Annotated in this window: 13 protein-coding genes; all 13 read right to left on the reverse strand. The window is 37.7% G+C overall.

What is annotated here, in order from left to right; all coding sequences use genetic code 11:
- Window positions 1-93: 93 nt before the first annotated feature.
- The 13 genes from IEX29_RS20960 to IEX29_RS21020 all read right to left on the reverse strand — a co-directional run bounded on the left by IEX29_RS20960 (window position 94) and on the right by IEX29_RS21020 (window position 16,266).
- Window positions 94-648, reverse strand: a complete 555-nt coding sequence (locus tag IEX29_RS20960) for a GNAT family N-acetyltransferase (RefSeq protein WP_188736926.1) — start codon at window positions 646-648, stop codon at window positions 94-96.
- A 1,054-nt stretch (window positions 649-1,702) separates the two neighbouring features.
- Window positions 1,703-1,987: a CD3324 family protein gene (locus IEX29_RS20965; protein WP_188736928.1), complete on the reverse strand. Its 285-nt coding sequence runs from the start codon at window positions 1,985-1,987 to the stop codon at window positions 1,703-1,705.
- A 235-nt stretch (window positions 1,988-2,222) separates the two neighbouring features.
- A complete protein-coding gene (locus tag IEX29_RS20970) occupies window positions 2,223-2,846 on the reverse strand; it encodes a thymidine kinase (protein ID WP_188736930.1) in 624 nt (207 codons plus the stop codon).
- Between the two features lie 229 nt (window positions 2,847-3,075).
- Complete coding sequence (locus tag IEX29_RS20975) at window positions 3,076-3,321, reverse strand: type B 50S ribosomal protein L31 (RefSeq protein WP_077602262.1); 246 nt, start codon at window positions 3,319-3,321, stop codon at window positions 3,076-3,078.
- Window positions 3,322-3,494: 173 nt separating this feature from the next.
- On the reverse strand, window positions 3,495-4,781 hold the full coding sequence (gene rho, locus IEX29_RS20980) for a transcription termination factor Rho (protein ID WP_188736932.1): 1,287 nt from the start codon (window positions 4,779-4,781) through the stop codon (window positions 3,495-3,497).
- A 1,070-nt stretch (window positions 4,782-5,851) separates the two neighbouring features.
- Window positions 5,852-7,138, reverse strand: coding sequence for a UDP-N-acetylglucosamine 1-carboxyvinyltransferase (gene murA, locus IEX29_RS20985; RefSeq protein ID WP_077602264.1), 1,287 nt, complete (start codon window positions 7,136-7,138; stop codon window positions 5,852-5,854).
- Between the two features lie 124 nt (window positions 7,139-7,262).
- Window positions 7,263-7,904, reverse strand: a complete 642-nt coding sequence (gene fsa / locus IEX29_RS20990) for a fructose-6-phosphate aldolase (RefSeq protein ID WP_077602265.1) — start codon at window positions 7,902-7,904, stop codon at window positions 7,263-7,265.
- Window positions 7,905-8,038: 134 nt separating this feature from the next.
- Window positions 8,039-8,893 (reverse strand): class II fructose-1,6-bisphosphate aldolase, encoded by an 855-nt coding sequence (fba, locus tag IEX29_RS20995; protein WP_188736934.1) that lies wholly within the window; start codon window positions 8,891-8,893, stop codon window positions 8,039-8,041.
- A 106-nt stretch (window positions 8,894-8,999) separates the two neighbouring features.
- A complete protein-coding gene (locus IEX29_RS21000; RefSeq protein WP_188736936.1) occupies window positions 9,000-9,365 on the reverse strand; it encodes a response regulator in 366 nt (121 codons plus the stop codon).
- A gap of 742 nt (window positions 9,366-10,107) precedes the next feature.
- Window positions 10,108-12,699 (reverse strand): AAA family ATPase, encoded by a 2,592-nt coding sequence (locus tag IEX29_RS21005; RefSeq protein WP_188736937.1) that lies wholly within the window; start codon window positions 12,697-12,699, stop codon window positions 10,108-10,110.
- Between the two features lie 9 nt (window positions 12,700-12,708).
- On the reverse strand, window positions 12,709-13,299 hold the full coding sequence (locus IEX29_RS21010) for a hypothetical protein (RefSeq protein ID WP_188736939.1): 591 nt from the start codon (window positions 13,297-13,299) through the stop codon (window positions 12,709-12,711).
- A 293-nt stretch (window positions 13,300-13,592) separates the two neighbouring features.
- The gene (gene pyrG / locus IEX29_RS21015) at window positions 13,593-15,197 is read right to left on the reverse strand and encodes a CTP synthase (RefSeq protein ID WP_188736941.1); all 1,605 of its coding nucleotides are present in this window, start codon (window positions 15,195-15,197) and stop codon (window positions 13,593-13,595) included.
- 364 nt (window positions 15,198-15,561) lie between these two features.
- Complete coding sequence (locus IEX29_RS21020) at window positions 15,562-16,266, reverse strand: hypothetical protein (RefSeq protein WP_188736943.1); 705 nt, start codon at window positions 16,264-16,266, stop codon at window positions 15,562-15,564.
- Window positions 16,267-16,268: the final 2 nt, after the last annotated feature.

The following is a 16,268-nucleotide window of genomic DNA, read 5'->3' on the forward strand; positions in this document are numbered from 1 at the left end:
GTTATGATATAGCACCTTTTCATTTTTGATAAGAAAAAATTGATATTATAACTTACCATCCGCAGAAAGGACTTATCTATAAGCATCTAAAATTCACTTGATTCCTTCGTTTTTCAATATATAGCGATAGTGCAATTGACCTTCCAATTCAATCTCTTCACAAAAAGCAAAGCCGCATTTTTTAATTACCTTATTGGAGGCTGTATTCTGTGGAAGAATAACCGCATTAACATGTTTCACATTCGTATTTTCAAACAAATATCTTATCAGCCCTTGAACTGCTTGTGTTGTATACCCTCTATTTCTATAACGCTTTGAAACAGCATAAGCAATTTCACGATTTGGTTCATTGAGTCCTTCTTTGATTCCAGTATTACAAAATCCTATGAATTCATTTGTTTCTTTTAAAATCATTCCCAGCTTTAAAAATTCATTCGTTATTTCAGGACTCGCTTCGATAAACTTTTTATTATCAGGTATCTCATAGTTTTTCAGCCACTCTGCCCGCTGCTCTTTGGTTGAACGCCAATCAGGCAAAAATTCATACACTTCAGGCTGGGAAGTGAGCTGATAAATGGCTTCCGCATCTTCTGTTAAAAATTCTCGCAGTATAATTTCACCGCAATCAATTGTAAATAGCTCTTTCATCTTTTCAGCTCCTTTTCTTTTTAAATGACTATAAATATTTCCTCACAACGTCACTTTATTAAATTATATCTGACGTATATGTGTTAAATAAACCTCATAGTCACTTCATAAAAGAAAATGCGTCTGGCAAAAAAAACTTTGTAATTATAAACTCAACTTTCACACCTAAAAAAAATAACCTGCTTATCATAGAGACAGGTGTTGATCGTTCCTCCCATCTAGCTCTTGACAAAGCAAAAACTCTATTTAGAAAGAAGGTAACGTGTAAGGCGACCGCTGCGGCGGACCGCTTTGCTTTCCTAGGGGCATGCTCTTCAGCTAACTTTTGCCAAGAAGAGCACTTGGCAAAAGCGGATCTTCAGATGATGCTAATCCCTCAGGAGTCAAAACGGTCCGCCTCCGCTGAAGGGGATTCTATCTATACTGTTTAATACAACGGAGTAAATAGAAATTCAAACAGCAAAGAATTATTTTTTCGTGGTACATATAAAAATGACCCGTCACGATTATTTTCTATTCATGAAAGCCATTTCTGATATTTACTATCCATGTTATGCTATGACATAATTTCAATTGCCCAATCAACCATTTGAAATGCGAAAATGATCTATTCATCAAGCAAAAAGTGATTATTTCATCCAGTTTCATCAGGATATTATTTCTTTCATTCGCTGTAGAAGCCTAACTGAGCGCAGACCAACCACGTAGACTCCTATGGGAACAGGGCGAGCTGAAGATCCACTTGAAAAGCGGGTTTCTTTTCAAGTTAGCTGAAGCCGTCCCCATGGAAAGCGTAGTGGTTGGTCGGAGCGGAGCTATACACAATCTCGATTTCAATAGAAAGATGATTTAACAAAATGCAAGCAGGATAATAGAGAACACGTTCATCCTGGAATGGTAAGGTATATATGCTTATTCTTAGGAGCTAAAGTTAAGCTATAAAGAAATCCAAACAAATTTGAATCCTTCCATATGATTTCAAACTGTTTGGATTTCTTTATTTTGTGAACATGCAGCTTTAAATTGAACCTTTCAATTATAAACTAGCTTCAAACTAAAAAATTTTATCTTTACTTTTTTCAGCTCGTATAATCCGTTGAATGCTCTTTGCTGACAAATAATATCTTTTAGCTAAATCAAGTGTATTTATTCCTGATAGGTAATCATTATAAATATCAGAATTTCTTAACTTCAATTCTTTTCGAGTAGAAGTACTTGCTCCCCAGCTTTTTTTATTATCTTGTTTTATCGGGATATAAATATATTCACCATCAATATACTCCTGTATCATTGTTATCAACTCAGACGGTAATATATCTTTTATTTTTTTATAGCTCATTTTTGCACTCCTAATTAAATTTTTCTAATAGGAAACACAAAGGCTATATGTCATTATGCATTAGCCTCTGCTATGCAAAAATAGTGTTCTTTCTCATCAGATCAAACCTCCTAGAACTTACCTATTACAATTATGCTAATATAACAAGAACTAAAAGTAAATACTATTCTGACTTTTATTTTAGTATATCTTCATAAAAAAACTGCCAAAACATATAATTTCGGCAGTCATTGTATTAACTATTTGTCTGTGTTGCTGTCTTGCTTTTTATATTTACTTCCGGGCGGTTTGGCACTTCGTGATGGTGGCGGCAGCGCGGTTCATAAGATTCAGAAGCCCCAACTAAAATAACAGGGTCATCATAGGATGCCGGTTTGCCGTCAATCAAACGCTGTGTTCTGCTTGCCGGTGACCCGCAGATTGGACAGATTGCATTTAATTTTGTGACGGATTCAGATAAAGCCATCAGCTGTGGTACAGGCTCAAAAGGCACTCCCCGGAAATCCATATCCAGGCCGGCTACAATAACGCGAATATCTCTGTGGACAAGCTCCTCAATCACATCAATAACATTATTATCAAAGAATTGCACCTCATCAATAGCGACAATATCTGCATTTGGCTCTATTTCCTCTAAAATTTCTGCTGCATCCTGGATAGATTTTGCAATTGTCGTTCTTCCATCATGAGAAACAACTGCTGTTTCATCATAACGATTATCTATCGCCGGTTTAAATACACATACATTTAAATGCGCATAGGTGGCTCTTCTGACACGGCGTATTAATTCTTCTGATTTTCCGGAAAACATACTTCCGCAAATTAGCTCTACCCACCCGTTTCTCTTCATTACATGCATTTGGAGAAGCTCCTCTCGCGTTGTGTGAAATAAGTATATTTAGATTGCATTCATTATGTTTATAAATACCAACCATTTATTTAATATTAACTGTAATAAATCTTATTTTTCATACTATACCTCAATGAAAAGTAAAAAAACAGGCAAAATTAGACATTTTGCCTGTCCTTTAACATTCAATTCCTTACAAAACCTGCGTTACCCTGCATATCTGCGGGCTATCAGATAATTAGTTAAGGTTATATTTTTTCTTAAAGCGATCCACACGGCCGCCGACTTTGTCAGCTTTTTGCTTACCAGTGTAGAATGGGTGTGAATCAGAGCTGATTTCAACTTTTAGTAGAGGGTAAGTATTACCATCTTCCCACTCAATTGTTTCGTCTGATCCTTTTGTTGATCCGCTTAAGAACTTGTAATTCGTGCTAGTATCTAGAAAAACAACTTTTCTGTACTCTGGATGAATATCCTTTTTCATGTTCTTCCACTCCTTTTTGCCCTGAATCCCTTGGAAACAGAGTTATTCTAAGAGCCGTATGAGATGCAAATGCACCCTACCTAAACTCACATAGAAAGATTATAACAGTGTATGGAATGAAATGCAATAGCAGTTAATAACAAAAGATAAGTTAAATAACTTTACCTGTCGAATTAACTTTTACGATTCATTCCTTTACGCTTCATTTCCTCGTCCATCAGCTGTAAAAATTCTTCATTATTCTTAGAATGTTTCAGACGTTTTAAGAAGCGTTCTAAGAAGTCATTGGAATCCTGCATTGTTTTACGCAGAAGCCACATTTTGTCCAGATGTTCTTTGTCTACCAGAAGCTCTTCTTTCCGGGTTCCTGAACGCAGGATATCGATCGCAGGGAAAATCCGGCGGTCTGCAAGATGACGACTTAAGTGCAGCTCCATATTCCCTGTCCCTTTAAATTCTTCATAAATCACGTCATCCATCCGTGAGCCTGTATCTACTAACGCCGTAGCCAAGATGGTAAAGCTTCCGCCCTCTTCAATATTTCTGGCCGCTCCAAAGAAGCGCTTTGGACGGTGGAATGCTGCCGGATCAATACCCCCTGATAATGTACGGCCGCTTGGTGGAATAACTAAGTTATACGCACGGGCTAAACGTGTAATACTATCCATTAAAACGATGACATCACGCTTATGTTCTACCAGACGCATCGCACGCTCCAAAACGAGCTCAGACACTTTAATATGACTTTCAGGAACTTCATCAAATGTAGAAGAAACAACATCTACATCCGGGCCTACGGAACGCTCAATATCTGTTACTTCCTCCGGGCGTTCATCCACCAGTAAAATAATCAGCTTGGCCTGCGGATGGTTTTGAGAAATGCTGTTTGCAATTTCTTTAATTAACATCGTCTTACCGGCTTTTGGAGGGGCAACAACTAAACCACGCTGCCCGAAGCCGACCGGAGTCATTAAATCCATAATACGTGTTGATAATTGATTTGTTTCTGTTTCTAATTTAATCGGTCTGTTTGGATAAAGTGCAGTCAATGCAGGAAAATGCACGCGTTCTTTGGATGAATCCGGATCTGAATCATTTACCGCATCTACATGCAATAGACCGTAATAGCGTTCGTTTTCTTTCGGAGGACGTACCTTACCGGATACTTTATCTCCATTCCTTAAATCAAAACGACGGATTTGCGAAGCAGAGATATAGATGTCTTCTGCACTTGGAGAATAATTAATTGGACGCAGGAATCCAAATCCTTCAGAAGGAATAATTTCTAAAATTCCATCCATAAATAAAAATCCATCTTTTTCTGCCTGTGCTTTTAATATTGCAAATATTAACTCTTTCTTTGTCAATTTTGCATAATAAGAAATCTTATAGTCTTTTGCAAGTGTATAAATCTCTTTTAATGTCATTGTCTCTAAACTAGAGATTGTCAGTGTTGCCATTAAATCACCACGCCTGTTCTAGGTTCTTTTAAATATTTCTAACGGGACAAACAGCCCCCTCACGTCCGAATGGACCTGTATTTCTGTAAAAATTTTTGAGTATATTGTCTCCTGTCAAATCATTTTCAACAGAATGCGAACGGATACTATTAAACTGAGCCCTGTTTCGGAGAATGCAATATCCTTTTACGAAACAGTCTTCTATTTTCTATAACAATAAATAGTTTGTTTACATATCATTATCATACCTTTAATTCAGCAATCATTCATTTTTGTATACGCTTCATTAAATTCTACCTCAAAAGGATTTAGTTAAAGAAAATAATTCACAAATAGGGTATTTATCTTTCTTTATTGTGGAAATGATATGTATTTAGTGTATTGGTTTCAACATCTTACTGAATGCTTTATTTACATCTACCAAATCCTTAATTTTAGAAACACTTTTTTATAGCTGTATTCAAAACTGATTGCCTTGTATACGGAAGGAAATACTAAGAAGAGTTGCCTTGTTCAACAGAAGCAATTTAGAAGCTGTCAACTTTATTAATACATCTGACAACGCATTTTATATCATGAAGCCCGAAACTCCTTATTATATGGGATAAGGTATCTTTGCACTATAAAGCTCCTTTTTATATTTTGCTGTCAGCCGTCTGATTAAATCGCTTATCTTTATTAAACATCTATTATCATACTCTTTTACGAATAAAGATTCAATAGACTTTTTTGTCAAAAATAGAGGAATTTTATCTCATGTTGTAAAAATCTTTTAAACACCGCCTGAAGTTTTAAAAAACTTTAATCATATACAGTGTTTTCGAGAATTATTGAGGTTACTTGAAGATAGGACGTGCTTTTTTAGTAAGAGGTTTTAAAAAGATGCAGGAAAATGACACACCTATATCAAAGAAGCTGACAAGCCATCCATATGCCCTCAAAAAATGCTATATAATAAAAGAGAAGGAACAATCTTCTCTTTTATTATATACATGTATTCTAAAGAGGATGCTTAAAAATCACGACAAAAGGATATTCTGATCTTTTGTCTGTCTTTTCAAACGCACTCTTTAAGTATGCTGATCCTGGTAAATTTCTGATTCAGACATTTCTTCTCTCCAGATAGAAGCTCCCAGGGAAGAAAGCTTATCCGTTAAGTTTTCATAGCCGCGGTCAATATGATCCAACCCGGTAATCTCGGTTACTCCATTTGCAAGCAGGCCGGCTATCACAAGTGCTGCTCCGGCACGGAGATCACTTGCTTTCACTTTAGCGCCTTCTAATTGTACCGGTCCAGAAACTATTACAGATCCGCCCTCCACTTTAATTTCAGCATTCATCCGGCGAAGTTCATCAATATGCTTCAAACGCGCAGAATAAATCGTATCGATAATTACACCTGAATGGTTTGCCTGGGTTAATAATGTCGTTAGCGGCTGCTGCAAATCAGTCGGAAAGCCTGGATAAACCAGGGTCTTAATATCCACGCTATTTAAAGACTTATTTTTGGCAACATACAATTGATCATTGTGAGATTCAATATTAACATTCATTTCCCGTAATTTAGCAATTAAAGACTCCATATGCTGTGGAATAACATTGTCGATGACAATTTCTTTCCCCATTGCAGCAGCTGCAATAGCATAGGTGCCTGCTTCAATACGGTCAGGAATAATGGTATGCGTACAACCATGTAAAGAAGGAACTCCATCAATGCGGATGACATCCGTTCCGACACCTTTAATCTTCGCACCCATATTTGTTAATAATGTTGCAACATCAATAATCTCAGGTTCTTTTGCAGCATTTTCAATAATTGTTTGTCCTTTTGCCTTTACTGCTGCAAGCATAATATTGATGGTAGCGCCGACGCTGACGACATCCAGATAAATTCGTGCACCGCGAAGCTCTTTTGCACGTAAATAGATAGCTCCCTGCTCATTTGTTACTTCTGCACCAAGCGCTTCAAAGCCTTTAATATGCTGGTCAATTGGACGTGGGCCTAAATAACACCCGCCAGGTAAACCAATGACTGCTTTATTAAATTTTCCAAGCATGGCACCCATGAAATAATAGGATGCACGCAATTTCTTGACTCTTCCGTTTGGCAACGGCATGGCAATCATCTTTTCTGGATGAATCGTCATATCCTGACCATCCCGGTATACTGTTCCACCAATTTCTTCTAATAGAGCACCCAATGTGTCTACATCAGAAATATCCGGCAATCCTTCAATTGTCACTGTGGAATCTGCAAGAATAGCTGCAGGCAATAGTGCCACTGCGCTATTTTTCGCACCGCTGATGTGAACTTCTCCAGACAGTTCATGCCCACCCTCAATTAATAACTTTTGCATGTAAAAACCTCGTTCCTATGGAAGTTATACTCCACAAGCTGTTTTGTTTATTCAGCTTTAGCTGCATATTCTTTCATTTTTTAAACCTTGTCTTATTGTCTGCCGTTTTTTCTGCTCTATACAATTATTTTTGTTTATTCCAATCTGCCAGGAATTTTTCAATTCCCTGATCAGTTAATGGATGTTTTACTAACGACGACAGGACATTAAACGGAATCGTTGCAATATGCGCACCATTTAACGCAGCGTCTGTTACATGAATTGGATGACGGATAGATGCAGCGATAATTTCAGTCTGGATAGAATGACGGTCAAAGATTGCAGCAACATTTGCGATCAATTCCATGCCGTCTTGTCCAATGTCATCCAATCTTCCTAAGAATGGGGATACATATGTCGCTCCGGCTCTTGCTGCAAGTAAAGCCTGGTTAGCATTAAAAATTAATGTTACGTTTGTTTTAATATTTAAGTCACTAAATGCTTTAACCGCTTTCAAACCTTCAAGGGTCATAGGAACCTTTACAGTAATATTCGGCGCGATCGCTGCAAGCTCTTTACCTTCTTCAATCATACCTTCTGCGTCTTCAGAAATAACCTCTGCACTGACAGATCCTGAAACTTCTTCTGTGATTTCACGCAGGCGGTCATGAAAAGAAACGCCTTCTTTAGCCACCAGACTTGGATTGGTTGTAACACCTGCCAAAATTCCCAGCTTATTCGCTTCTCTGATATCTTCAATATTAGCTGTGTCGATAAAAAATTTCATTAAGATTACCTCCCCGAGATTTTGTAACAAAAGCTGTACCAATGGTACAGCTTTTGCTGAATATATATTTGTTAGATGTAGCTAAAAAATTAATCTCTTCAGCCCTTTTTAACATACATTTTTAATAAAATCAATTACGCGTTATTGGAAGAACCAAATTCACGCATTTTACCAATTACTGTTTCTTTAATAGCTGCAGTTCCTGGTCCTAAATATTTACGTGGATCATATAAATCAGGTTTTGCTGCTAATGTTTCACGAATTGCTTTTGTCTGTGAAATTTGATTTTCTGTGTTCACGTTAATTTTAGCAGTTCCTAAAGAAATTGCTTTTTGAATATCTTTTGTAGGAATACCAGTACCGCCGTGAAGCACTAATGGTACATTTACCAGATCTAAAATTTCTTTCATTTCAGTGAACCCTAAGTTCGGCTCTCCCTGATATGGACCATGAACAGAACCTAAAGCCGGAGCTAAACAATCAACTTCTGCTTCCTTAACAAGACGTGCACATTCTTCTTTGTCTGCATAGTTGATACCGCCGATAACACCATCTTCTTCGCCGCCTACAGTACCAACTTCTGCTTCAACAGATACACCATTGATATGAGCAAGTTCAACCACTTTCTGTGTTACAGCGATATTCTCGTCAATCGGTGAATGAGATCCGTCAATCATAACAGAAGTAAATCCTGCATGGATTGCTTCTGCACAGCTTTTAAAGCTTGATCCGTGATCTAAGTGGATTGCTACAGGCACAGTCGTCCCATAAGAATCCATTAAAGATTTAACCATAGCAACTACAACATTATAGCCGCCCATATATTTTCCAGCACCTTCAGAAACACCAAGAATTACTGGTGACTTTTCTTCTTGAGCCGCTTGGAGAATAGCTTGGATATATTCCAGGTTGTTGATATTAAACTGACCTACTGCATATCCATTCTCTTTTCCTTTTTCAAGCATTTCCTTCATTGATACTAAAGGCATACCAAGTTCCTCCTTCAAATTCATCCGCATGATGAATCACTGACAATATTCATTACAATATAAGAATACCAATTTCATGACTTTATCGCAACAAAGTAGCAGCGAATCATTCTTTTTTCTTCAAAATTTCTTCGACAATGTGACATAGTTTTGCAACATTGAAAGGTTTAGAAATGATTTTTTCAGGTAAATCTTCCCCTATTTCCTGTTTTGCAACTTCCGGCAAACCGCTAATGACGACAATTTTTGTTTTTATCTTCATTTGTTTGATTTTTTGTATAACAATATTTCCGTTATAAACAGGAATATGATAATCCAGAATTACTAAATCGTAAGGAGATTTTGATAAATATTCTATCGCTTCTTTTCCGTTCTCTGCAAGAGAAGTACAATATCCGGCTGACTGAAAAACTTCTTGAAGCAACATACGAATTCCTATTTGATCATCCACAATAAGGATTGATTGGCTCATACTTACCCTCCTCCGATATATTTAATTTTTTGTTTAAATTTAAATTTCGATAGTATTTATTTAAATTCCTGCTTATTGATTTGGAATCGTTATTTTTGCCTTCCTTTCGGGAAGAAGGTCTCACAACTAAAGTCGCAAGGTCCTGGTGTTTTATCCTTACTTAATCCCTATAAATATGAAGGCTGAACGCTCTCAGGTTTTCCAGGCTTTCGCAGGCAGGGCGGCTGATTTCACCATTATTTTCCTGTTTTTTAACTGCTTCCCTCTTTCTTCTTCTACAAATTCAACAGAGCAGGCCCAGTTTAGCAAGCTTCTGTTTAGAAGTTTTGATTACAAGCTATGCCGATGAAACTGCCGTTTTCCTGGTACACCTCAACCATACTTTAGCATATGTCGCAAGCATTGTTCATCTATTTTGGAGCGGTAAGAAGTTTTCAAATTACCTATGTTTATTTTCGAAACAGCTTATACCGCTTTCCTGTTAAATGTCATTTATCCAGCATCTTCCCTGCCATTAAAAGTATGATAGCTGTTCCAGATCCAATACAGTAATCTTTGTTCAGTTATACTTCCTTCCAAAATTTTGGTGTATCTGTAACTCTTTAAAAATCACAAAAAGAGACAGCTTTTTTCTCTCTGCCTCTTCAAGTATTTCCTTGCATCAGATTGATCGCAGCATAACTGGCTGCTAAGAATAGATAATATTTTTAGTGTTAAAAGCCCCGCTGAATAATGCTTCACTTTATCTCATACTATTTTGATAAGAAGTGTACATCCTATCCAAAAGCGCTGTGCTGATTTGTTTCATCTCGTTTCCAGAAAGCTGATGGTCGCTGATCCAGATTTTATGATTTTGAATCAATTTTTCACTAAAATTACGTGCCCATCTGGCATTGGTTTTCTCTTCTTCTGGAAGTTGACGATAAATGTCACTTACCATGGAACGAAGGTAATCTGAATCTACCTGCCAATGCTTTGTAATATTTTTTTCAACAACAGCAGCTATATCGTCCGGATGATAATCAGGGAAAATAATTTTCTCTGGAATCCGGGAGCGCAGCCCCGGGTTCATATCCAGGAATTTCTCCATTTCCTTTGTATATCCTGCTAAAATTACTACAAATTTATCCCTGTAATTTTCTAAATAAGTAAGCAATGTTTCCACAGCCTGCTTTCCAAAGTCATTCTCACTGTTATTAGTCAGTTGATAAGCTTCATCGATAAACAGAACACCGCCCATTGCCTGATTAATAATTCTTTTTGTATTCTTTTCTGTATGGCCGATATAGGAGCCGACCAAATCAGCACGGTCAACCACCTTTACATTTTTACTCGGAAGAATATCTAAGTAGTAAAATAAAGAAGCAAGTATATTTGCTACCGTTGTTTTTCCTGTACCAGGGTTGCCTTCAAAAATCATATGATATGTCGGATTAAAGGACAGCTCTCCTTGATCAGCAAGCATTTTATCAATTTTCACCTGTTTTACTAAGCGCTGTACATAGTCCTTTATTTCTTCCAGCCCGATTAATTCGTTTAATTGAGATAAAAGCTCTTCTATCTTTTCTTCTTTATTTTCACCGCTGTTTCCTATTAAAGCATCTATATCCTCCTTTAAAATCGTCTGTGTATCATCGGACCCCGTTTCAATAACACGGTTCGCCATTGTAATGACTAATTTCTGATTGAAATTACGGACCCACCTTGCATTGCTTTCGTCAACACTGCGGGCATATTGATTCATTACTACTTCTTTATAATTTTTTTCGTCCACTATATAATCCTGATCCATTATATCCAGATAGCCAATTTCAGCAATTTCAAAGCCGGAATAATCATCAAAAACAAATTCATTTGGAATACGTGAAGCTAATCCGCTATTCATCGTCAGGAAATTTTGCATGTCGTCAAAATAGCCGGCAAAGATAATCATGATTTCATCCCGATTATCCTCCATAAATTTTAAAATAGTTTCTACAGCCTCTGCCCCAAAATCATTATCAGAAGCGCTGTGCAATGTGTAGGCTTCATCAATAAATAAGATGCCGCCACGGGCGCGGTCTAAAACTGCTTGTGTTTTTGGAGCTGTCTCGCCAATATGGAGACCGACCAGATCCTTCCGTGTAACTTCAACAAAATTATCTGCCGGAATTACTCCTTCCTGATATAATACTTTTCCCAGCAGCCTGGCAACGGTGGTTTTACCCGTTCCGGGGTTTCCCAGAAAAATAGAGTGTAAATTTAGCGGCGCTGCTTTGAGTCCTTTGCTTTTTCTGGATTGGTTAAACTTAATCGTATTAATAAATTGCTTCATCTGTTTCTTTAATTCCGTTAAACCATACATTTCGTTCAGCTGCTCTAATGCAGGCTTTTCTTCCTGAGACGACTCATCCTCAGAAATCTGTTCATCTATTTCTTCTTCCAGCTGATTTATTTCTTCGTTATCAGATTCTGTCTCTTCGGCATACTGATTCTCTGTATTCGTTTCTTCTTGAAGAACGGTATTTTGACTGGCGCTCTCCTGAACTGCCTGTTCATCTACGTTCTGAACAAATACACGTTCACCGCCGGCTTCCACGGTTGACTGGTCATTATGATAAATATCAAAAATATTGCTTTCCCCGAGTTCTATTGAATTAATAATTAATAAACCGTTATCTACATTTGCTTCGATATGGTCTTCATCGCCATTGACTAGCGCTAAATTAGCACGGGAGCCTGAATAAACCGTAAGTACATATTTATCTGGATTTTGACGTGGAAAGTCCAGAACTCCGGCAGACTCAGCAATGGATTCATTTTCTAAGTATAGGATTACCTGAATTTGTACATTATTCAAGGATACTTTGGATTGGCTTGCGTAGATGGAATCTGCCACAGTCGAGGTGATTTCAAGCTTCGAACTCTCTTGTATGTAGATTCCATATGGAGAATCCTGATTAAAATAGACTTCTGATGCAGAAATATTCAGATATGAATTCACACACCAAATAGTAGGATATCGTCCGGTTTCTTCACCGTTTACAATAACATTTTTCAAAAATAAGCTTGAGCTGCCGCTGATATGAAGTGCATTCATCCCTCGTGGTGCGGAAAGCGTAAGATTTGACAAGTTTAGCTTTGCTTTATTCTGCAATGAAAAAAATCCATTGAGAACCACATCATTTGGCTGGTTCCCTGCTCCTTTCAGCTCCAATTCATTTATATTAAAGCCTTTCGGAAAATGATACGTTCCTGGTTCAATAAGAAGCGTGTCTCCTTTAGAGGAACTTTTGATAGCATCCTCAAAGCTTTTCTTTCCGAATCCTTTACCGACCTTCCATATATGTCTCATTCCTTACACCTACTTTTCTATTTTTCTAGCATTTATTACTGCAAATATTATTCCGAGAATTCCCCATAAAAAGGAAGTAGCCCAAATAAAGTAATAGAACATCACTTTCATTGCATACCAGATTACCAAAAATAATATTGAGTTTATATTCGGACTCCGCCTATACGTTGGGTAGAGCCAATAATATACACCAGGCATCATATTTCTAAGACGTATTGCTATGCTTCCGATTATGAGCACTGAAAAAGGAAAGAGTACTGTCATGGCTATATGAGGTATCGTTGGAAAATGAAACTGGAGTATATCCCGATCGCTTATAATTAAATAGATAATCGCTAAAAGATAAGCACTTACCCAAAATAATTTATTCTGAAGCGAAAAGACCAATTTAATATTAGCCAGTTTTCCCTGCTTATTCTCATCAGCTGCTGTGTGCTGAGTCCCGAAAGCAGTCTGTTTTTCCAAGATTCCTTCTTCCTTTACCTGGCTGCCAAACACTTTTTCTTTCTTGATGTCCGGGTTGAAGGGTTGCTGATTCACTTCCGGGTTATCTTCCTCCGGTTCACTGCCTACTCCAAAAAGTTTCTTTTTGTCACTCACTATCCTTCACCTGCTTCACTTAAAATTTATATCAAAAATTTCAAAGGATTCGATAACAAGGATATATTTATTTCTTTATTATATTTCTCCATATATCTGCTTATGTACATTCCAGTATGCGACACTGCAGCTTCACAAAATTATATCCTTTTCGACTTTTAAAAACATTCTTTTTATTTCCATATTTGTATGTTATATTAGCATACTTATTTATATAAGTGAACGGAGATACTTTTAAAAAAATGGAGATATTCATCAAATATAGATGAATATCTCCATTTTAACTTTATATATTATTTTTGATGTTCTACAGCCGCTCCAATAAATCCTTTAAACAGTCCTTGAGATCTTGTTGGACGGGAAGTGAATTCAGGATGGAATTGACATGCAACAAACCAAGGATGATCTTCAAGTTCAATGGTTTCGACAAGACGTCCATCCGGGCTTGTACCTGAGAAGATAAGCCCTTTTTCTGCCATTTGTTCACGATATACATTGTTGAATTCATAACGATGGCGATGTCTTTCTTCTACTACATCTGCGCCGTCATAAGCTTCTTTTGTTTTCGTTCCTTCTGTTAAATGACATGGATACAATCCGAGACGTAATGTACCGCCCATGTCTTCAATATCCTTTTGTTCTGGCAGCAGGTCAATAATCGGATATGGTGTTCCCGGATTAATTTCCGCAGAGTGCGCACCCTCTAAGCCTACTACGTTTCTTGCAAATTCTACGGTAGCTAACTGCATTCCTAAGCAGATACCAAAGAATGGGATATTGTTCTCGCGTGCGTAACGGATCGCATGGATTTTTCCATCGATACCGCGATCCCCAAAGCCGCCGGGAACAATAATACCGTCTACTTTAGATAATTCTGCCTCGATTTCTTCTTCTGATAACAGTTCAGAGTTAATCCAGTGAACATTTACATTGGCATCATAATCATAGCCGGCATGTTTTAAAGATTCTACAACAGAAAGGTAGGCATCCGGAAGTTCTACATATTTACCAACTAATCCGATCTCTACTTTTTTAGATAAGTTACGAACCTTATTAATCAGCTTTGTCCAGTCTTCCATATCTGCATCCTGGCAATCTAATCCAAAATGATCGCAAACAATCTGGTCCATATTTTGCTCCTGTAAGGCAATGGGAACCTGGTAAAGTGTGTCTGCATCCATCATTTCAATAACTGATTTTTCGTTAATGTCACAGAATAAAGCAATCTTTTCTTTCATTTCTTTTGTAATCGCCATTTCTGTACGTAAAACAATCACATCCGGCTGGATTCCCAAAGAACGTAATTCTTTTACACTGTGCTGTGTCGGCTTTGTTTTTACTTCTCCAGCAGCTTTAATGTAAGGAACAAGCGTACAATGTACGTACATAACGCTATTGCGGCCTACATCACTTTTAATTTGACGAATAGCTTCCAGGAATGGCAATGACTCAATATCACCGACAGTTCCGCCAATTTCTGTAATGACAACATCTGCACCAGTAGCTTCTCCTGCGCGGAATACCTGATCTTTAATTTCATTTGTAATATGCGGGATAACCTGTACAGTTCCGCCGAGATAGTCTCCATGACGTTCTTTGCGGATAACGCTTGAGTATACTTTCCCTGTTGTAATATTGCTGTATTTATTCAAGTTAATATCGATAAAGCGTTCATAGTGTCCCAGGTCTAAATCCGTTTCTGCACCATCTTCTGTCACAAATACTTCGCCGTGCTGATAAGGACTCATTGTTCCTGGATCTACGTTGATATATGGATCAAATTTTTGAATGGTTACTTTTAATCCGCGATTTTTTAATAAACGTCCTAATGAAGCTGCTGTAATCCCTTTTCCGAGCGATGATACTACGCCACCAGTTACAAAAATATACTTTGTCACTTGTCCTCATCCTTCTTTCTTTATTTTTATGCTGTGTTGAATAATATATTTGGTCGTTCTTTGGAATGATTGTCCTTCCTTTATCTTTTACATATATAAGTTAAAATAAAGATATTACTTTCTAGCATGAAAGAAGTAATTTATTATTTTAGACGCTAAATAAAAATTTAATAATTCAACTTACATAGACAGTAAAAGTTATCATGTCAGGACGGTTTTATTTTTATTTCTCTATCTAACAAGAAAAGCGTTTCCCCCTCTCATCTCTCAGGGGAAACGCTTTGTAATTATATTCAAAGAGCCCAATAAAGATTCTACTGTTAGTCCATGTAAATGTCAAGCTCTGAATTTAATCTGCTGTCTTTCAATAATTGGACACCTTTAGCAGGTGAAAAAGCCTTCCTGCAAGCTGTTCTGCTTCCGCTGTGCTCTCCTGTTCAAAAGCAATAAGAAAGCATGTCGCCGGACCTGCAGATGCTTGTAAATCAAGCTCTGATTGAAGCTCTGCTCCTTTTCCTGTCCATTGCTGAAATGTCCTTGCAATACCTTTGGAACCTACTGGCGTGATCGAGTTAACTCCCGTTATATCAGCCATTTTTTTTAATAGACCAGCACTTGGAATCTGCCTGTTGTTCTCAAGAACAGCCTGCCCGGTAAAAGGAGCCCCTATAACAGCAAAGCTCTCTCCGCCTGTCCATTGATAGCTGTTTCTTTTTTCTCTTTTACCAATCAGGGTTAAGCCAAGTCCGGACTGGAACGTTTGAAAATTACTTTCCGTACTTCCGGTAATAGGCAGTCCGGCAATTCCGGCCGCAGCCAGCTCTTCACGCACCCCCGATTCATAGCCCTGCCAGGCTTCTTCATTCGTAAAGTTTTGCATGATAACAGCGACAGGCTCTGCATATTCTGCCAGGCACTCCATTAACACGACACGGCAGGCAAATTTCCCGACTATCTGATTAGAGGTTTTCACCAGATCGGATTCCTTTTCACCGATAGCCCCGCTGTTATCTGTCGCAATCACCAATTCCTTATCTGCTTCCAACGGTAAAATGATCGCATTTGTCATTT

Source organism: Oceanobacillus neutriphilus, assembly GCF_014645515.1.
GTDB classification, from domain to species: domain Bacteria; phylum Bacillota; class Bacilli; order Bacillales; family Amphibacillaceae; genus Oceanobacillus; species Oceanobacillus neutriphilus.